21 protein-coding genes are annotated in these 18,325 nt (G+C 73.6%); 11 read left to right on the top strand and 10 right to left on the bottom strand.

Translation table 11 applies throughout. The annotated features are described in order from the left end of the window. Positions 1–199 precede the first annotated feature (199 nt). Positions 200–463, top strand: a complete 264-nt coding sequence (locus ACZ47G_RS30885) for a dsRBD fold-containing protein (protein WP_188302898.1) — start codon at positions 200–202, stop codon at positions 461–463. A 22-nt stretch (positions 464–485) separates the two neighbouring features. Here the strand turns inward: ACZ47G_RS30885 and ACZ47G_RS30880 are convergent, their stop codons facing one another. After that, complete coding sequence (locus ACZ47G_RS30880) at positions 486–800, bottom strand: hypothetical protein (RefSeq protein ID WP_465748299.1); 315 nt, start codon at positions 798–800, stop codon at positions 486–488. Between the two features lie 359 nt (positions 801–1,159). Between ACZ47G_RS30880 and ACZ47G_RS30875 the strand changes: the two genes are divergently transcribed. From ACZ47G_RS30875 to ACZ47G_RS30865, 3 genes are all read left to right on the top strand, one after another. Then, positions 1,160–1,918: a DUF4232 domain-containing protein gene (locus tag ACZ47G_RS30875; protein ID WP_465748297.1), complete on the top strand. Its 759-nt coding sequence runs from the start codon at positions 1,160–1,162 to the stop codon at positions 1,916–1,918. A 48-nt stretch (positions 1,919–1,966) separates the two neighbouring features. Beyond that, positions 1,967–2,092 (top strand): hypothetical protein, encoded by a 126-nt coding sequence (locus ACZ47G_RS30870; protein ID WP_465748295.1) that lies wholly within the window; start codon positions 1,967–1,969, stop codon positions 2,090–2,092. A gap of 377 nt (positions 2,093–2,469) precedes the next feature. Continuing rightward, entirely contained in the window at positions 2,470–3,333 is an 864-nt protein-coding gene (locus ACZ47G_RS30865; protein ID WP_465748293.1) for a DUF4328 domain-containing protein, read from the top strand. Between the two features lie 219 nt (positions 3,334–3,552). Here the strand turns inward: ACZ47G_RS30865 and ACZ47G_RS30860 are convergent, their stop codons facing one another. Both ACZ47G_RS30860 and ACZ47G_RS30855 read right to left on the bottom strand, forming a co-directional pair. Next, positions 3,553–4,782, bottom strand: a complete 1,230-nt coding sequence (locus tag ACZ47G_RS30860; RefSeq protein WP_465748291.1) for a response regulator — start codon at positions 4,780–4,782, stop codon at positions 3,553–3,555. Positions 4,783–4,922: 140 nt separating this feature from the next. Next, complete coding sequence (locus ACZ47G_RS30855; protein WP_465748289.1) at positions 4,923–5,138, bottom strand: hypothetical protein; 216 nt, start codon at positions 5,136–5,138, stop codon at positions 4,923–4,925. A 234-nt stretch (positions 5,139–5,372) separates the two neighbouring features. Here ACZ47G_RS30855 and ACZ47G_RS30850 point away from each other — a divergent pair, with 234 nt between their 5' ends. Further along, positions 5,373–5,666, top strand: a complete 294-nt coding sequence (locus ACZ47G_RS30850; protein ID WP_465748287.1) for a hypothetical protein — start codon at positions 5,373–5,375, stop codon at positions 5,664–5,666. 8 nt (positions 5,667–5,674) lie between these two features. Here ACZ47G_RS30850 and ACZ47G_RS30845 read toward each other — a convergent pair whose 3' ends face one another. Continuing rightward, on the bottom strand, positions 5,675–6,109 hold the full coding sequence (locus ACZ47G_RS30845; protein ID WP_465748285.1) for an SMI1/KNR4 family protein: 435 nt from the start codon (positions 6,107–6,109) through the stop codon (positions 5,675–5,677). A gap of 54 nt (positions 6,110–6,163) precedes the next feature. After that, positions 6,164–7,054: an alpha/beta fold hydrolase gene (locus ACZ47G_RS30840; protein WP_465748283.1), complete on the bottom strand. Its 891-nt coding sequence runs from the start codon at positions 7,052–7,054 to the stop codon at positions 6,164–6,166. 201 nt (positions 7,055–7,255) lie between these two features. On the opposite strand from ACZ47G_RS30840, the gene ACZ47G_RS30835 reads away from it, so the two are divergent. Next, entirely contained in the window at positions 7,256–7,690 is a 435-nt protein-coding gene (locus tag ACZ47G_RS30835) for a MarR family winged helix-turn-helix transcriptional regulator (RefSeq protein WP_465748405.1), read from the top strand. Between the two features lie 103 nt (positions 7,691–7,793). Here the strand turns inward: ACZ47G_RS30835 and ACZ47G_RS30830 are convergent, their stop codons facing one another. Further along, positions 7,794–8,720, bottom strand: a complete 927-nt coding sequence (locus ACZ47G_RS30830; RefSeq protein WP_465748281.1) for an AEC family transporter — start codon at positions 8,718–8,720, stop codon at positions 7,794–7,796. Positions 8,721–8,966: 246 nt separating this feature from the next. Between ACZ47G_RS30830 and ACZ47G_RS30825 the strand changes: the two genes are divergently transcribed. Then, complete coding sequence (locus ACZ47G_RS30825; RefSeq protein WP_465748279.1) at positions 8,967–9,425, top strand: HD domain-containing protein; 459 nt, start codon at positions 8,967–8,969, stop codon at positions 9,423–9,425. A 215-nt stretch (positions 9,426–9,640) separates the two neighbouring features. Here the strand turns inward: ACZ47G_RS30825 and ACZ47G_RS30820 are convergent, their stop codons facing one another. Then, positions 9,641–10,015: an aggregation-promoting factor C-terminal-like domain-containing protein gene (locus ACZ47G_RS30820; RefSeq protein ID WP_465748277.1), complete on the bottom strand. Its 375-nt coding sequence runs from the start codon at positions 10,013–10,015 to the stop codon at positions 9,641–9,643. Between the two features lie 512 nt (positions 10,016–10,527). Further along, entirely contained in the window at positions 10,528–12,246 is a 1,719-nt protein-coding gene (locus ACZ47G_RS30815) for a carboxyl transferase domain-containing protein (protein ID WP_465748275.1), read from the bottom strand. A 351-nt stretch (positions 12,247–12,597) separates the two neighbouring features. Here ACZ47G_RS30815 and ACZ47G_RS30810 point away from each other — a divergent pair, with 351 nt between their 5' ends. From ACZ47G_RS30810 to ACZ47G_RS30800, 3 genes are all read left to right on the top strand, one after another. Then, on the top strand, positions 12,598–12,930 hold the full coding sequence (locus tag ACZ47G_RS30810; protein WP_465748403.1) for a ribonuclease: 333 nt from the start codon (positions 12,598–12,600) through the stop codon (positions 12,928–12,930). Between the two features lie 185 nt (positions 12,931–13,115). Further along, positions 13,116–13,856 carry a TetR/AcrR family transcriptional regulator gene (locus tag ACZ47G_RS30805; RefSeq protein ID WP_465748273.1) on the top strand — a complete coding sequence of 247 codons (741 nt, stop codon included), beginning with the start codon at positions 13,116–13,118 and terminating at the stop codon, positions 13,854–13,856. Positions 13,857–14,011: 155 nt separating this feature from the next. After that, entirely contained in the window at positions 14,012–14,536 is a 525-nt protein-coding gene (locus ACZ47G_RS30800; protein ID WP_465748271.1) for a universal stress protein, read from the top strand. A 31-nt stretch (positions 14,537–14,567) separates the two neighbouring features. Here ACZ47G_RS30800 and ACZ47G_RS30795 read toward each other — a convergent pair whose 3' ends face one another. Both ACZ47G_RS30795 and ACZ47G_RS30790 read right to left on the bottom strand, forming a co-directional pair. Then, a complete protein-coding gene (locus ACZ47G_RS30795) occupies positions 14,568–15,293 on the bottom strand; it encodes an alpha/beta hydrolase (RefSeq protein WP_465748269.1) in 726 nt (241 codons plus the stop codon). Positions 15,294–15,744: 451 nt separating this feature from the next. Further along, a complete protein-coding gene (locus ACZ47G_RS30790) occupies positions 15,745–16,653 on the bottom strand; it encodes an IclR family transcriptional regulator (RefSeq protein ID WP_465748267.1) in 909 nt (302 codons plus the stop codon). Positions 16,654–16,980: 327 nt separating this feature from the next. Between ACZ47G_RS30790 and ACZ47G_RS30785 the strand changes: the two genes are divergently transcribed. Next, entirely contained in the window at positions 16,981–18,291 is a 1,311-nt protein-coding gene (locus ACZ47G_RS30785; RefSeq protein ID WP_465748265.1) for an extracellular solute-binding protein, read from the top strand. Positions 18,292–18,325: the final 34 nt, after the last annotated feature.

Below are 18,325 nucleotides of genomic sequence, written 5' to 3'. Positions count from 1 at the left end.
GGCACGCTTCCGTCAGCGTACCGCCGGGGCGGCGGCCGGGCCGATCGGACGCGGCGGATCCGTACCGGCCACCGCCGCGAAAGCCCGCGCTTGCCGCCACGGGTGGGGCGGGCGCACGCTGGTGTGAGCGGCCGCCACGGGCCCACCGCCCGGGTCGGCCGGGATCGGCGCGACGGGGGCCGCCGCCAGGAGGTGTGGCATGCACAACCAGTGGGACGTGGAGCTCAGCTTCGACGAAGACGGTGTGCACACGGTGTGCGACGCCAGGTTGACGGGTGCGAGGGCGCCGGGCCTGAGCGCGCACGGTGAGGCCGAGAAGAGTGCGGAGGACCGCCCGCTCGCCAGGATCGGCGAGGAGGTCGCGGCCTCGCGGGCCCTGGAGGAACTGTCCCGCAAGCTGCGGGCCCAGGCCACCGGCGAGATCGAGGACGAGGGGCACCGCCCGGGCTACCTGATCTACTGACGGCGCCATCCACTGACGGCGCCTACGCATCCGGCCGCCGGGGCCGCCCGGGGCGCCGGGCGGGAGAGCCGTGTGAGCACGACCCTCCCCGGGCGGCTTCGGCCGGTGTCAGGCCCAGGGGTTGGCGGGCTGGTCGTCGATGGCCGTCGTCCAGGAACGCGTTCTCGGGCTCGGCGTCGCCCGTCATGGCGAGGTACCAGATCCGGCCCGCCGCCGTGGCGGGCGTGATCTCCCCGGCCGCGAGCCGGCCTGCCAGGTGGTGGAGCGGGCAGCGGTCGGCCGTCCGCTCGTCCGGCAGGGTCGTGCCGAGTTCCTTCAGCGCCTCGCGGAAGACCACGAAGGGCGCCTGGACCGCCCGCCCGTCCGGTGCTCGGCCACCACCCCCAGCCGCAGCAGACCACCCAGCACTCCGGCCACCGCACCCACCCCCACCCCACCCCCCCGCCCACCCCCGGTGACACAGGGGTCTTCGGGATCCGGGAGGCGGCGCCGGTCCCGGTCCGCCGTCGGTCGCCAGGGCGCCGCGTCCCGTTCCAGCGTTCCAGGCTCGTTGCGTTCCCGCTGGTCAGAGCCCGTTTCGGCGTTCCACCTTCCCCATCGTGCCGGTGGATCTTCCGGCTGGGACGGATCGGTCCGCAAGCTCTGGTCATCGAGTCGACGAACCGCTCGACCGAACGCCGAAAGGGGCCCGACCACATGTCCGTCCGCACCTCCCGCACCCGACTGATCACCACTGCCGCGAGCATCGCTCTCGCCACCCTCTCGCTGACCGCCTGCGGCAACGACAACGGCAGCGAGGACGGAAAGGCCGCGGCCGCTCCCTCGGGCACCGCCACCCCGTCGGCCACGGCCCGCCCTACCCAGGAGGCCACCGCTGCGGCCTCCGCCTCGACCGCCGGCTCCGCTGCCGGCACCACCTCTACCGGCGCCAGTGCTGCCGCTGACCCCGGCACCGCCCCCAAGACGCCCGCCGCCCCCAAGCCCGCCCCGAAGGCCCCCGCTCCTCAGGCCCCGGAGGCGGCCAAGCCCGTCACCTGCACCGCCGCCACCACCAAGACCACCGCCGCCCCGCTCAACCGCCCCGTCAACCACCTGCTGCTCACCGTCACCAACACCGGCACCGCCACCTGCTACCTCTACGACTACCCGGCCCTCCAGTTCGGCCAGGCCCAGTCCGTCCCCCCGGTCATCACCGACTCCAAGCCCCAGGCCGTCGTCACCCTCCAGCCCGGCCAGTCCGGCTACGCCTCCGTCAACCTCTCCTCCACCGACGGCACCGACAACACCAACGGCTACACCTCCACCACCCTCGACCTCTACTTCCACGGCCCCTCGGGCAACGAGAGCGTCGGCCCCGCCGCCCACCCTGCCCTGCCCACCAAGGGCGTCTACCTCGACGACTCCCTCAAGACCACCTACTGGCAGCAGTCCATGGACGACGCCACCTCCTGGTAGCCACCACCCGCACCACCCCGCCGGCCCGAGAGAAACGGACACCCCACCGTGCACAAGACCCGCAGGATCGCCCGCCTCCTGGCCGTCTACACCGGTGCGGCCCTCCGGACCCTCGTCCTCGGCACCCCGGACGACCCCGACCTCACCCGGAAGGCGGGCCTGGTCCGCCGCTGACGCCCCACACCGCGACTCGTCCCCGGGCTGCGAGGACCGCCGACTCGGCCTGACGCCGGATCCGGAGCCATACGGGCCTGCCCTCTCCGCCCTCACGTCCCCCACCCAGGAGTGACTCGACAGCCACACATGAAGATCGAGTCGGGCCGACACCGGAAGAAGGGCACGGAACCGGATCCGACCCCCGTGTCCGGCGGCTGAGCGATCTGTCGGTTATCTGGCGATACCGCCTCTGAGCTGCGAAAACTCTCTGGCGGTGCAGGCTGTGGATCCCCTAGAGTCGGCGCGCCCGCCCCGGTCGGGGCGCTGGCCTACCGGCGTGCGTGGTCCAGCACGCGGCTATTTCCTGGAGTTGACGATCCGATGGTGTGTTTGGCGTGCGGGACGCGCCCTGTGGGGACGGACAGCGGCCGCTGCTTCGGCTGCGCGGAGGCGGCCCCGGGTGGGCGGCGGCCCTGCGTCCGGCGAACGGTCTCGCCGCGGCGCTCTACACCCTGCTGGGGTTGAACGCCGCGGTGGCAGCGGTCGCGATCGCGGTGGACCTCTGGTCGGACCTGCTCGTGGGCCGGGTGGTGGACGGATCAGGTGACGTCACCTTCGACGACTTCGACGCCATCGACTCCGTGGCACACGCCCTGAACGGGGTGTTCATCCTGCTGGCGCTGGCCACCGCCGTGGTGTTCATCGTCTGGTTCTACCGCATCCGCAGGAACGCCGAGCTGCTGGCACCGAGCGCCCACCGGCTGGGACGCGGCTGGAGCATCGGGGCCTGGTTCACCCCGGTCGTCCTGCTCTGGTTCCCCTGGCAGCTGATGGTGGACTGCTGGAGGGCGAGCGCGCCGCTGGACGCCGAGGGAAGACGGCGCACGCCGTCGGAGAAGATCCTCGTCGTGTGGTGGTCCACCTGGATCGGCTCGTTGATCGTCGACCGGATCGCCAGCACCATGGTGGGTCACGTGAACCCGCTGTTCCCCGATGACCTCGAGCACCTGCGCAACAGCATCCGGGTGGAAGCCACCGGTTCGGCCCTTCGACTGGCGGCAGCAATCGCGGCGATCATCGTGGTCACCCGGCTGACCGCCATGCAACAAGCGCGCCGGGCCGACATCAACCCGCTCGCAGCCAGAGCCGCCCAGGAGTCCCGGATCCAGGCCCTGGTGTCGCCCCCGGCCGCCGCAGCCACACCCGCGCCCGCCGAGGCGCCGCGTGAAGCAGCGCCGGAGGGACGGCCCTCGGTCTGACGGCCCGTACGGTCCGTGTGCGGCCGATGACGGACGCTGGGAGGACTGCGCCGTGGATCAGCGGCTCGGTGGGAGTGGGCGCCGGTCACGGTGCCGGTCGACGACCCTGGTCAGCCCCTGGACCGCCGAGGGAGGCGGCTGCGTGCCACGTGACCGTTCGCCCGATGGCCCCCTCGCAGTCAGTGCGGCGAGGGGCCCCGGCGAGCGGGCATCGGGTTGTCAGGGCTTCACCATCGGGCGGCCCGCTGGTGACGGGACGAGGCCGTCGGCGGTGGGGGTGGTGGGGAGGAGCCAGGGGGTGGCGGTGTGGGCGGGTTGGTGCGGGGGCATGGCGCGTGGGGTGCCGCGGTAGTTGAGGTACATGCCGGTCAGGACGGTGACCTTGGCGCGCAGGAGCCAGGGGTCGAAGGGCTTGACGATGAAGTCGACCGCTCCGGCGTCGTAGCCGCGCAGGGTGTTCTCCGGGTCGGACCCGATCGCGGTGACGAAGATGATCGGGATGTCGCGGGTCTGTGCGCGGCTCTTGATCTGGGCGGCGGTCGCGTAGCCGTCCATGCCGGGCATCTGGACGTCCAGGACGATGACGGCGATGTCGTTGTGCTGGAGCAGTGCCTTCAGGGCCTCCGGGCCGGAGGCGACGGCGAGGACGTCCCAGTCGGCGGCGGCGAGGACGGCTTCGAGGGCGACCAGGTTCGCGGGCTGGTCGTCGACGACGAGGACCCTGGGTCTGCCGGTGGCGGCCGGGGTGGTGGCGGGCGCGGGTGCCTCGATCCGCAGCGGGTCCTCGCCGGCCTGCTGTTCGGCGACGATCAGTTGGCGCTCCAGCAGCTCGCAGCGGGCCTCGGCGGCGAGTTGACGCCGCAGCGCCTCCGCCAGCTCGGTCTCCAGCCGCGCGACATCCGTCTCCAGGGCCTGCTTCTCGAGGAGCAGGTCTGCGCGGTCACCGCCGTACCGGGAGAGCTCGTCCGCGCGGGCGCGCTCCCGCGCCCAGTCGGTCTCCAACTGGTTGAGACGCAGCTCCAGGTCGGCGATGCGGTGGTTCTTGTCGAGCAAGGCGTCTCCCAGGACGTCGCTGTGCGCCGCGGAGCGCCGCGAGAGCCGGTCGGCCTCGGCCAGTTGGGACTGCAACTGCTGTACGGCGTGGCCGACCGAGGCACTGGTCTGCTGCGCGGCCGCGTGCAGGCAGCGGAGGAGCTCGACGGTTTCCGGGGTGGCGACGTTGCCCCGGTCGGCGCCGACGTCGGTGAGCAGGTCCTGCACGAACTGCCAGGACGGGATCCGCTGCCCGGACAGGTAGCGGGAGAGCGCCCCTGGGCTCAGGTGGCGGCGCGAGCTGTAGCGGCGCACCGACACCGTGGGTCGCAGCCCCGCGAACAGGCTGCGCAGCGCCTCGGCGAAGGCGCGGCACTCCTTGTTCAGGTCGGCGTTCAGCGGCTGCAGGCTTCCCACCCGGTCACCCCCGGTGTCTCATGGGCCTCCACGGAGGCCACCATCCTTGCAGTGTCGGCGCGGTCGCGGTCGCGGTCGCGGTCGCGGTCACGGTAGCGGCCCGGGGACCGGGAAGCCGGAGGGCCCGGGCCGCGCGGGCATCAGGAGGCGGGCTCGTTCTCGGCCGGCTCCTGCTCGGGATCGCCCACGAGCCGGTTGACGAACGGCACGCTGACGCCGAAGGCGCCGGCGCCGTACAGGACGCACCGGACCAGGTGCCCGCCCCCGGCGGCGGCCAGGATGCCCGCGCCGATTCCCGTGAGCACGCCGATCAGCAGCACCAGAGTCGCCCTGGTCGACAGCAGCGCACGCTGCACCGTGAACCTCCTCGATCCGTGGCGGCCTTCGCCGGCCACGCCCTGCCCGCCAGCCGGACCGGTCTGACGGTGCGTCACAGCATGGGGAGTCCGGGCACCGTTGCGCCCCTGTTTCCGGGGCGGGAACACCAATCGGCAACAGCGGGCGCCGGCACGGGTGCTGCTCCCCACCGTTCCGCGGACCCGCCTCCGCCTCGGCGAGCGGCCCGTCGTCGACACGCCGTTCGGCCCGCTGTGTTTATCACGACGATCGGGAGTACGGCCCTTCCGCTGCTGCCCGATGAGCTGTCCGGGCTGCCCGGCGGCTGTACGGTGGCTCGCTGGAGCCTGCCCGGGGCCCGGGTCGAGCTGCTGCTGACCTCGTACGACCCCGGGCTCGACCCGGAGAACCGGGGGCCGCTGACCGCCTGCCGGGCGGTGGTCCGGCGGATCGACGCCCGTGCGCCGCTCGGGCGGGTGCGGTTCTCGGCGAGCCTGCCGGACCGGCTGCCGGCGGAGCTGCTGCGGCGGGCTGCCGACCGCGGCTGACCCTTCGGCTACCGGTACCAGTCGTCTCCGCCCGCGGCGAGCGAGCGCCCCAGGTAGTCCCGCAGGTCGTTGGCGACCCAGGAGCGGCTGTCGCTCTCGTGGTCCCAGACGAAGATGTCCGGCTTGCGGGGCTTCCGTACGAAGGCGAACTGGTCGCCGCCACCGTTGTCCCCGAAGAACAGGAGGGCATCGAAGGGCATGTACAGCCGGGCGATGGAGGCGTCCGCCCGGAGGTAGCGGTTCTGTTCGACGATCCGCTCGACGGGCCAGACCGTGTCGACGCTGGTCCGGCCCACGATCCCGTTGCTCTCCAGGAGCAACTGCCTGAGTTCGGCCGGCAGTTCGTCCCCGAGTCGGCTCTCCGCCCCGGCCAGTGCCGATTCCTGGGCGGGCTCCCTGAAGCCGCTGCCCGGGAACGCGTCGGCGGCCGTCTGTGTCCACATGATCCGCAAGCGTAGGGGGTCGCCGTTCCGTGGGTGACGGCCGGGCGGTGGAGGTCAGCGGCCGGGCGGGGTGAGGAAGGTGAGGACGCGGTGGTTGACCTGCGGGGCGGCGGCGTGGGGGAGGGCGTGGTGGGTGGCGTCGGGGAGGGTGGTGACGGTGGCGTGGGGGAGGGCGCGGCGGGTGGCTTCGGCGGTGCGGCGGAGGTCGTGGACGCGGGAGTCGGCGGCGTAGAGGGCGAGGAGGGGGGTGGTGAGGGTGCGGAGCCGGGTGGGGGTGGGGCGGGGGCCGGTGATGACGGGGGAGGCGGGGAAGTCGGCGTAGCCGAGGGCGTAGAGCTCGCGCCAGTCGGGGTCGAGCGCGGGGCCGGGGGCGGACTCCCAGTCGAGGTAGGAGCGGGCGCGGGCCGGGGTGCGGCGGGGGAGGAAGAGGGGGAGGGCGCGCAGCAGGTAGCCGGGGCGGAAACCGGTGAAGCACTGGGTGGGGTCGAGCAGGGCGAGGCGGCCGACCCGGGCGGGGGCGTGCAGGGCGTACTGGAGGGCGATCCAGGCGCCGTACGAGTGGGCGCAGAAGTCGGCTGCGGGGACGCCGAGTTCGTCGAGTACGGCGTCCAGCCAGCCGAGCAGGCCGGGGACGTCGCGGAGGGGGGTGCCGTCGTGGACGCTGCGCCCGGGGTCGCCGATGAGGTCGACGGCGAGGACTCGGTGACCGGCCTCGGCGAAGGCGCCGGCGTTGGCGAACCACATGGTGGAGGTGGCGCCGCCGCCGTGGAGGAGGACGAGGGGGCGGCCGTCGGCGGGGCCGCAGGCGTTGATCCGGGTGGTGCCGTGGCCGGTGCGCACGGTGAGCGGTTCGACCGGGACGGGCCAGCGGGCGAGCAGCCGGTCGTAGGCGGCGAAGAACGGGGCGAGGCGCGGTGCGGGGTCGGGGGTGGTGCGGGCAGACATGATGGGCCTCCGCGGGGTGTGGTGTGATCGGCTCCGGGTCGGGTGCGGGATCGGCGCTGGACCCACTGCTGGGATCATCGCTGCCGTCAGCGCTGCGGTCATCGCTGGATCACTCGTTGAACAAGTATCTCGCTGAACGAGAGAATAGTGGCACACGTGTGCCCGAGGAAGGACGAGAGGGTGTCCGAGGTCGAGGAGCCGATGCGGCTGGTCCACCTGTTGCGCGGTCTGACGGTCGAACTGGACCTGTTCGGAGCCGAGTTCGCGGCCCGCAACGGTCTGCATCCGACCGATCTGCGGGCGTTGATCCACCTGCTGGACGCCGCCCGGGCCGGGGAGGTGGTCACCCCGGGCCGGCTCGGGGAGGCGCTCCGGCTCAACTCGGCCGGTACCACCGGCCTGGTGGACCGGCTGGAGCGGCTCGGGCTGATCCGCCGTGAGCGCGATCCGCAGGACCGGCGGAAGGTGCGGCTGGTGGTGGAGGAGCGGGCGATGGAACTGGGGCAGGGGTTCTTCGGCGGACTGATCGGGGACCTGGTCGCGGCCATGGGCCGGTTCGACCCGGCGGAACTGGCCACGGCCCGGCGCTTCCTGGAGGCGATGACCTCGGTGGTGGCCGCCGCCCGGCAGGAGTAAGGCCGGCAGGAGCAAGGCCGACAGGAGTGAGGCCGACAGGAGCACGGCCGACAGGAGTGAGGCCGGCAGGAGTGAGGCCGGTGAGTGATGGCGGGCGCGGGCGCTACGCGGGGCCGAGGGTCCAGGCGATCAGGGACAGGGTCGCCATCGACACCAGCGTCGACCAGAGCACGGTGTCCCGGGCGAGTTCGGTGCCCTGCCCGTACTCGCGCGCGTAGGTGTAGACGTTCTGCGCCGTCGGCAGGGCGGAGAAGAGCACCACGGTGAGCAGCTGGTGCGTGGGCAGGTGGAGTACGGGGCCGGCCACGACCAGGGTGACCAGCGGCTGGACCAGGGTCTTGATCGTGACGGTCAGCCCGACCTCGGCCCGGCGCGAGGGTCCGTCGGCGGGCGGGCGGTTGTGCAGCGACATGCCGAGGGCGACCAGGGCGGTCGGCACCCCGGCGCCGCCGAGCAGTTCGGCGGAGTGGTTGAGCTCGGCGGGCAGGTGCAGCCCGGTCGCGGAGGCGAGGGCGCCGAGCGCGGTGGCGAGCAGCACCGGGTTGCGCAGCGGCAGGGTGAGCAGGGCCCGGCGGCCGGCCGCGCCGCTGTCCAGGACGGCCAGCACGGCCGGGGTGACCAGCAGGATCTGGAACAGGATCACCGGTCCGACGAACGAGGCGTCGCCGACCACCTGCATGGTCACCGGGATGCCGAGGTTCGCGGAGTTCACGTAGCCGGAGGCCATCGCGCCGATCGCCAGTTCGCCGCGCTTGCGGCGGAACAGCAGGCGCCCCGCGAGCAGTCCGAGGCCGGTCGCGACGGTGGCGCCGGCCACGAAGGCGAGCATCGACGCGTTGGCGAAGTGCCCGAGCGGGGTGCGGGCGATCATCAGGAAGAGTGCGGCCGGCATCGCGACGTGGAAGACGAAGCGGGTCAGCACCAGCTCGGCCTGCGGCCCGAGCAGCCCGGCGCGGGCGACGACGTAGCCGACCGCCGTGAGCGCCCAGATCGGGGCGAAGGCGGACAGCAGCGGGTGGAGCGCGGGCATGGTTCCTCGGATCGCTCGGAAGGGTCTGCCGGGTGGCGGCGGGGGTCGCCCGCCCTGCGGCCTATGGGGCCTGTCGGCGGGGGCCCTGGAGCACCGGTGACGCTGTGAACCCCCGGGGGAGTAAACCAGTGGCCGTCGGGGCGTTGATCAACGGGGGCCCGGGAGCCCCGCCTGCCGAGGAAGCGCACGGATCGGGCCGGGCAGGCGGCCCGGGTACGGCGTGCCGCGCGGGCCTACGATGAGCCGATGGAGGACCAGTACCTGAGCCTGTCCGAGGTGGAGGCCATCGCGCGCCGCGCCCACCAGGGGCAAGTGGACAAGAACGGGCACCCGTACGCCGAGCACATCGCGGCGGTCGCCGGTGGAACGGCGGCGCGCGGCGGCAGCGAGGCGCAGATCGCGGCGGGCTGGCTGCACGACACCGTCGAGGACGACCGGCTGAGCCGGGAGTGGCTGGCGGGGGCCGCGCTGCCGGAGGAGACCAAGGCGATCGTGGACGCGCTCACCCGCCGCCCCGAGGAGCCGGTCGAGGCGTACACGGCGCGCATCCTGGCCACGCCCGGTGCGCTGGTGGTCAAGCGCGCCGACCTGGCGCACAACTCCGATCCCGCGCGGCTGGCCACGCTGGACCGGGCGACCGCCGAGCGGCTGGCCGCCAAGTACGCCCGGATGCGGGAGCTGCTGGGGCTCACCGGGGAGCTCTGAGCCGCGCGGCGGCCCGGGGCGCGGCAGGGGTGCGGCAGGGGAGCGCAGCGGAAAGCGGCGGAAAGCAGGGGAAAGCACGGGAGGGCCCGGGCCACGCGGATCGCGCGGGCCCGGGCCCTCTCGGGTCACCCCGGTGGTCCCTGTCCGACCCCCGGGGTGAGGGGGAAAGTGGTCAGGAGACGGGTGGCAGGCAGCTCAGCCGGTGGTCGGTCGGCTTAGTACCAGTGGTGGTTCTGCCAGAAGTTCCAGGCGGCGTTCGGGCTGCCGTAGCGGGTGTTCATGTAGTCCAGCGCCCACTTGATCTGGGTGGCCGGGTTGGTCTTCCAGTCGGCGCCCGCGGAGGCCATCTTGGAGGCCGGCAGGGCCTGGCCCAGGCCGTAGGAGCCCGAGCTCGGGTTGGTCGCGGTCACGTTCCAGCCGGACTCGTGGCTGATGATCTGGCTGAACGAGGCCAGCTGGTTCGCCGGGACGATCTGGGCGGCGATGGCCTGCGGGGAGGCGGTGGCCGCGTTGGCGGTGGCGGGCAGCACACCGGCGCCCAGGGCGGTCAGACCAGCGGTGCCGGCGAGAATCGCGGCGGAAGTGCGCATACGGAGCTTGAAAGCGGGCATGTAGTACAAGACCTCAATCAGGTTGGGCCGAGTCGCGCCCCACCCAGGACCACGGGCCGGACAGGGGCCGTTGCGGTTGTGGGGCGCGAACTCGGCGGCAGGCCGTCCACCGGCGGGACAGGAGCCGGAGCGGCTGGCGACGAGAGCCATTGTTGCCAGACCGGATCGGCCCTCGCCAAGACCCCTTCGTTACGACGCACCGTCGTACGCGCGGCGGTGGCCGTGGATTCGAAGGGGCACCCGGGGCGGGTCGGCGGACGGGCTCCGAGCTGGGCGGACGCCGGGTTGTGGGCGGTGGCCCCGGGGGTGCGGTCGGGGGTCCGCTGGCACCACTACCGACCGTCGTAGGCTCGATTCGCCTGTGAGCGCACTCACCGTTTGGGAGCCGCCGCTGTCACCCGGCGGTCCGGCCGCGACACTTTGGGTACTGACGATCTGTGTCCGGCGCCACAGGATCCGGTGACCCCGGGCGGTGACGCGCTCGCCGAGGGTCACCGGAGGTCGCCCAGGCGCCGGTGCCGCAGTGCTCGGGCCGCGAGCCGGTCCGCCTCGGCGGTGGCCGACAGCTCACCGAGTGCCGTGACGACCGCCGCGCCCAGCCGGGCGCAGAAGGCCGCCGGCTCCTCGGCGGCGTCCGGCAGCTCGGGGACCACCTCGTCCACCAGTCCGACCTCCGCCAGCTGCCGGGCGCCGATGCCCTGGGTCCGGGCCAGCTCGGCGGCGTGGGCGCCGTCCCGGTGCACGATCGCCGAGGCGCCCTCCGGCGGCAGCGGCGCCAGCCAGGCGTGCCCGGCCGCGAGCACCCGGTCGGCCGGGAGCAGCGCCAGTGCGCCGCCGCCGGAGCCCTGGCCGAGCAGTACGGCGAGGACGGGGGTGCGCAGGGCGAGCAGGGTGGTCAGGCAGTGCGCGATCTCGATCGCGATGCCGTCCAGCTCGGCCCCGGCGGACAGCTCCGCCCCGGCGGTGTCCACCACGGTCACCAGCGGCAGGCCCAGCTGCTCGGCCAGCCGGGCGCTGCGCCGGACGGCCCGCAGGTCGGCGGCGGTGAAGGGGCGCTCGTGCTGCGCGTCCTGCCGCTGCTGGCCGACGACCAGGACGGGGTGGCCGCCGAGCACGGCGAGCGCGCGGACCAGGGCGCCGTCGCGGCCGCCGGGGGCGTCGAGCAGCACCAGCTCCTCGGCGGTGCGGCGCAGCAGCTCGCGGGTGCCGGGGCGGTCGGGGCGCCGGGTGCGGCGGACGGAGTCCCAGGCGTCCTGGGCGTCGGGGGCTCCGGTGCCCTGGGGTCCGGCGTCCGGGGCTACGGTGCCATGGGGGTCGGCGTCCGGGGCGTCGCGTTCCGCGGTGCCCCGGCAAGCGTGGGTGCCCCTATAAGAAGGAGGGGTGGTGCAAGAAGGAGGAGTGGTGCCGAGCACGGTGAGGGTGCGGCGGAGCAGCTCTCGCAGTTCCCGCGGCGGCACCACGGCGTCCACCAGGCCGTGCCCGGCCAGCGTCTCCGCCCGCTGGACGTCGGCCGGCAGCTCCACGCCGCGCAGCTCCTCGTACACCCGGGGGCCGAGGAAGCCGAGCCGGGCGCCCGGCTCGGCGAGGACCAGCTGGCCGAGGGTGCCCCAGGAGGCGAAGACCCCGCCCATGGTCGGGTTGCGCAGGTAGCTGAGGTAGGGGAGGCCGGCCGCGCGGTGGGCCTGGACGGCGGCGGTGATGCGGAGCATGCAGAGGAAGGCCGCCGAGCCCTCCTGCATCCTGGTGCCGCCGGAGACCGGCAGGGCGAGCAGGGGGAGGCGCTCGGCGGTGGCGCGTTCGACGGCCCGGGTGATCCGTTCCGCGGTGGCGACGCCGATCGAGCCGCCGAGGAAGCCGAACTCGGAGGCGACCAGGGCGACCGGCCGGCCGTCGATCAGGCCGAGGCCGGTGAGCACGGCCTCGTCCAGGCCGGTGCGCTCGCGGGCCCGGTCGAGCGAGGCGCGGTAGCCGGGGTCGGTGGGCGGCGCGGGCGTCGGTTCGTCCCAGCTGTGGAAGCCGCCCGGGTCGACCAGCAGTCCGATCAGCTGGTGGGCGGTCAGTGCGGTGCCGTTGCCGACGGGAGCGCCGCTCGTCGTGCCGGTGCCGGTGCCGGTGCCGGTGCCGGTGCCGGTGCCGGTGCCGCCGCCAGTGCCAGTGCCAGTGCCCGCAGCTGTGACGGCGCCCGCGCCCTTGTCAGTGCCCGTGTTCATGTCCACCCCGTCAGAGATCGTTCCGGTCCGAGACGATCCGTCACTCTATGCGGGGTGGGCGGGCCGTTGTGGGAGTGCTGTGAAGGTGTGAGTAGGTCTACAGCGAGGCGTGCGGTTGTTCGACGGCGGTCGACCCAAGGGTGGCGCCGGTGGTTCGTGGACGGTCTCGGGGATACCTTCCGGCGGACTGCCGTACGGGCCAAGTCGCAGATGGAAAAGGGGAGTTACCCGCCGGTAAACAGTTCGCCGAGGGCCTTCCGGAGTTGTCGGTGTCTCGCCACACTGGTGGACATGACTCGCACTCTACGCGCGTGGAAGACCCGCGCCGCCGCCATCACCGCCGTCGCCCTGATGACCCTCGCCCCCGTCGCCGTCGCCACCGAGGCGCACGCCGACGTGAGCGGCTCGGTGTGCCTGTCCGCGCTGCCGGCGCAGGCCACCGACACCCTGAACCTGATCGCCTCGGACGGGCCGTTCCCGTACTCGCAGGACGGCGTGGTCTTCCAGAACAGAGAGGGCGTCCTGCCCAGCCAGTCGTACGGGTACTACCACGAGTACACCGTCATCACCCCGGGCGCCCCGACCCGCGGTACCCGCCGGATCATCACCGGCGAGGCCTCGCAGGAGGACTACTACACCGGCGACCACTACGCCACGTTCTCCCTCATCGACCAGACCTGCTGACGCGCCGCCGCAGTGACCGTGGCCCCGGCGGGAACGCCCGCCGGGGCCACGGCCGTACGGCCGACACGGGCCGTCCGGGGCCGCTCTTCTCCAGGGCTCCGTAGGGTAGTTGCCCACCAGGACCGGTGCGGCCCGGCGTCGAGCCGGTGAACACCCGGCGGCCGTGCCGTTGCTAGGGTCTGCGCATGGCACCGAGCAGCGCGAACCCCCCGGGACGGCTCCGGCGCGACGCGCAGCGCAACCGCGACCTGCTGCTCGCCGCCGCCCGCGAGATGTTCTCCCGGCACGGCCTGGACGTCCCGCTGGACCAGATCGCCAAGGAGGCCGGCGTCGGCAACGCCACCCTCTACCGGCACTTCCCGACCCGCGAGGCCCTGATCGCCGAGGTCTTCGCGGACGCCGGGGCCGGACTGGCCACCGCCGGACAGGAGGCGCTCGCCGCCGAGGACGCCTGGACCGGCCTGGAACGGTACTTCGAGCGGATCTTCGAACTCGTCGCCGCCGACCGGGGCATCAACGACCTGGTCACCCAGGCCATCCCGAGCATCCCCGGCATGATCGAGATCAGCCGCCGCCACGCCGTCACCGTCGGCGCCCTCATCGCCCGTGCCCAGGAGCAGGGCACCATGCGGCCCGACGTGGTCACCATGGACCTGCTGTTCCTGCTCGGCCCGCTCTGCCGCGCCCTGCCCGCCGCCACCGAACTGCGCCCCGACCTCTGGCGCCGCTACCTCGCCCTGCTGCTGGACGGCTTCCGCGCCCGGGCCACCCACCCGCTGCCCGTCCCGCCGATCGGCGAGGAGCACCTGGACCGGATGTTCGCCGACTTGTGGGATGCGCAGCCGCCGGAGTCGCCGGAGTCGCCGGAGCCGCCCGGGGCCGCCCGGGGCCTGACGGTCCGGCCGCCGGGGCCGCCCGGGGCCTGACCCGGCCCTCCTCGCCCGCCCGCATCAGGGACGCGTACGGAACGCCGGGCGGCGCGTCAGGGCGGCGTCAACGGGCCGGAGCGGACGGCGGCGGCCCGCTTTGCTGGGGTGACCCGCCACGGCGCGGCGGCGCGGACGGAGAGGCGGGAGGGGCCATGACGGACACGGGTACCGACGAAGGGCGGATCGTGGTCGGCGTCAGCGGCTCGCTCGGCAGCCTGGCCGCCCTGCACCACGCGGTGGCCGAAGCCCGGCGGACGGACGTCGAGGTGCTCGCGGTGCTGTGCTGGACCCCGCCGGGCGAGGAACTCGGGTACCGCCGCACGGTCTGCCCGCCGGTGGTCGACGCCGGCCGCGACGCCGCCGTCGCCCGGCTGCGGCAGGCGCTCGACGAGGCCTTCGCCGGGCGGTACGCGGGAGCCCGGCTGCGCTGCCAGGCCATGCGCGGGGAGACCGCCCACACCCTGCTGCGCTGTGCGGACCGGCCCGGCGACGTCCTGGTGCTCGGCGCCGGCCGCGAACGCGGCCGCCTCTCCCGGCTGATCCGGCCGTCGATCACCGCCTACTGCGTCCGGCACGCGACCTGCCCCGTGCTCACCGTGCCGCGCCCGCCGCTGCAGCGGGACCTGGACGTGCTGGAGCGCGGGTACGGGCTGCGCGACCTGGTCGCGGGGAACTGACCGGCGGGGCAAGCCTGTTGGGGAGGCGCTGCTACCCGATCCCGGCCGCCCGGGCGAGCACGGCGGCGGTCTGCCGGCCGGCCGCCAGGGTGGCCGGGTCGGTGGCGGGCAGGCAGCGGCCGGCCTCCGGGCTGTAGCTGGTCATCACCACGCCGGCGTGGTCGGTGGGGAGTTCGAGCAGCTCGGCGGTCGGGACGGCCGCGTGCAGTTCACGGGTGAGGAAGGCGGGCACCACCTCGTCCGCGGTGCCCAGCACCAGCCGGATCGGCACCGGACAGGGCCCCGTCGTCAGCAGGTCGAGCGGGCTGTCGCCGGTGGTGGCGGCCGGACGGCCGTAGGCGGAGGCGATGCCGACGGCGGCGGTGGGGCGCAGCTCGGCCGGAGTGTCCGGGTGGGTGGCCACCGCGACGGCCTCCCGGCCGCCGAGCGACCAGCCGGCCAGCACGAAGCGCTCCGGATCCCCGCCGTACGCGGCGGCGTTGCGGCGGGCGAAGGCCAGCGAGGCGAGCAGTTCGGCGCGGCCGCCGTCCTCCCGGTCGGAGCGCCAGTCCGGGACGAGCACCAACAGGCCCAGCCCGGCGGCCTCCTGGGCGACGGTGTGCAGCACGTCGCGTTCATCGGGGCCCGAGCCGTGCCAGAGCAGGACGACCGGGGCGGGCTCGGCGGCGGGCCCGGTGCCGGCGGCGGAGGTCGGGCGGTGGACGTCCAACAGCCGTCCGTCCGCGTACGGAACGGTCTCGGGTCGAGCGTTCGTCATGCCGGGTTCCCCTCCGGTTCGATGCATGATCACCGAGCTGGTACTGTACTTCCTGTCGCGAGGGAGACGATCCCTCGTCAGGCGTCAGCGGTGCTACCAGAGCACGTCCTACTTTCAGTAGGAAGAGTCCGTGCGATCCGGGCCTGGCGCTCCAAGGTCGGACGGGGTCCGGCACCTTCACGGTGCCGGGCCCCGTTCGCGTTTCCGGGCCGCTGGTGGGGGTGGGCCGGGGGATGGTTCGTGGTTGGGTGCATGAGTGTTGAGCTGCTAGTGTTCTTCCAGTCGCGAGAGAGATGATCTCTTGTCAGGCGTCAGCGGTGCTACCAGAGCACGTCCTACTTTCAGTAGGAAGAGTCCGTGCGATCCGGGCCTGGCGCTCCAAGGTCGGACGGGGTCCGGCACCTTCACGGTGCCGGGCCCCGTTCGCGTTTCCGGGGCGGGGACGGGGAGTTCAGGACGGCTGGCGGTCGGAGCCCAGTTCGCGGGAGATCCGCAGGCCGGTCTGGGCGACGACCGGGCCGAGGGCGCGGACCCGGGCCGCGGTCATCCGGGAGGTGAGACCGGAGACGGACAGCGCGGCCGTCACCTCGCCGGTGTGGTCGAAGATCGGCGCGGCCACGCACCGCACTTCGGGTTCGTTCTCCCGGTCGTCGATCGAGTAGCCGCGGGCGCGGATCCGGGCGAGGTCGGCGCGCAGCCGGGTCTCGTCCGCGATGGTCCAGGCGGTGACCGGGCGCAGTCCGGCCGCGACCACCTCGGTGACCGCCTCCTCGGGCAGCCAGGCGAGGATCGCCTTTCCGGTGGCGGTGCAGTAGGCGGGTGCCCGGCTGCCGACCCGGGAGGCCATCCGGACGTTGGTCTCGTCCTCGACCTTGTCCAGGTAGACGATGCCGGGCGACTGCCAGACGGTCAGGTGGACGGTCTCGCCGGCCTCGCGCTGGAGCCGGCGGAGGTGTTCGGCGGCGACGCTGCGCAGGTCGAGGGTGGTCAGGTAGGCCTGGCCGAGCCGGAGCGCGCCGTGGCCGAGGCGGAACCAGCCGGTCTCGCGGTCCCGTTCGAGCAGGTGCTCGTCGAGCAGCGGGCCGGCCAACCGGAGCACGGTGCTCTTGTTGAGGCCCAGGGCGTCGGCGAGTTGGGCGAGCGGGACGCCACGCCCGTCGCCGTGGTCCCGGACGTGGCCGAGGACGGCGAGCGCGCGGCGCAGCGAGGAGGACTGGTTGCGTTCGGTCGTGGGCTTCGCCGCGGGCGCGGGCGTCGGAGGCGCCTGTGCGGGGGTTTGGGTCGCCTGGGCGGGCGTTGGAGGCGCCTGCGCGGGCGTTGGGGTCGCCTGCGCGGGCGTCTTGGGCGACGTCTCCGTCATGGGTCCGTTCCCTGGTCCGGGTTCTGCTGGGGTTCCCCCGCTGGTCGGCGGCGGTTGTCAGAACGTACCCCTTCGGGCCCGGATCACCTCGTCTTCGATACAACGTTGTGCAGTGCAAAACTTCGTGAACCGCCTCTTGTTGGGGCCGATCGGCCACGCCTAACGTCCCTGCCATCGAGCAGGCGGCGTCGCCCACCCGAGGCGCTGCGCCCTGCCGTCACCCCCACCACTCACCCACCATCGGCCCCGGTCAGGGCCTGCTTCGACGCGCCCGTCCGCAGCGGCCCGCGTCTCGGCGGCAGCTGTCGGGAGGGGAGGTCTCCACCCATGCGACTCACCAGTCGGGCCGCCGCCGCGGCCGTGCTCGCCGCCGGCTGCCTCGCCGCCACCGCCTGCGCCCCGGGCACCGCCGCACCGGCCGGCGACAAGGCCGCCGACGACCGGACCGGCACCCTGCAGGTGTGGCTGTACAACGAGGCGGGCAACGCGGCCAAGGAGGCCGTGGTCACCAAGGCCGTCAACGAGTTCCAGGCCGCCCACCAGGGCGTCACCGTCAAGGTCAGCTACATCGACACCGACGCCTCGGCCCGCGCCGCCAAGATGAAGGGCGCCTTCAACGACCCCAACAGCGCCCCCGACCTGGTCGAGTTCGGCAACACCGACCTGCCCGGCTACGTCGCCGCCGGCGGCCTCGCCGACATCGGCGCCGAGTTGGACACGTGGCAGGACAAGGGCGACCTCGACCCGGCGATCGCGAAGACGGCGGTGGTCGACGGCAAGACCTACGGCCTGCCGTGGTGGGTCGGCGTGCGCGCCCTGTACTACCGCACCGACCTGTTCACCGAGGCCGGGCTCAACCCGCCGGCCTCGTACGCCGAACTGGTCGCCGCCGGGCAGAAGATCCACGCCGCGCACCCGGACACCTTCGGCATCGCGGTCGGCGGCAAGTACACCTTCGCGGCGCTGCCCTTCGTCTGGGACGCGGGCGGCGACATCGCCGCGAAGAACGGTTCGGCCTTCAAGGCCGCCATCGACTCGCCCGCCGCGCAGGCCGGGATCAAGCGCTACACCGAACTCTTCGGCGCGGACGGCTGCCCCGCCCAGCAGTGCGCGGACCTGACCGGCGGCAAGACCGTCGACCTGTTCGCGGCCGGCAAGTCGGCGATGGCGATCCTGGTCAACTCCAACCGCAGCAAGGTGGACGCGGGCGCGGTCAAGGGCAAGTACGGGGTGGTTCCGCTGCCGGGGGAGAAGCCCGGCTCGATCGCCCCCGCCTTCGCGGGCGGCAACAACCTCGGGGTGATGAAGGCGGCCAAACACCGCACCCTGGCCGTCGAGTTCGCCGAGCTGCTGGCGAACCCGGCCTACCAGGAGCAGATGTACGACGCGATGGGCAACCTGCCGACGCTCAAGTCGGTCAGCGGCAAGGTCGGGGCGAAGGACCCCTTCCTGAAGCCGTTCACCGACACCATCGCGGCCGGCACCCGCTTCGTGCCGCTCGACCAGGCGTGGGCGCAGATCGACGCCCAGTCGGTGATCCCGACCATGCTGCAGCAGGTCGTCACCGGCAAGGCGGACGTGGCCAAGGCCTCGGCCGACGCGGCGGCGCAGATCAACTCGGCCTTCGCCGCGCACTGACCCGCCGAGCCCCGCCGAGCAGAGAGCAGGTCCG

The sequence above is a fragment of the Kitasatospora sp. NPDC030952 genome (assembly GCF_055571335.1).
This window is presented reverse-complemented; position numbering and strand designations above follow the sequence as displayed.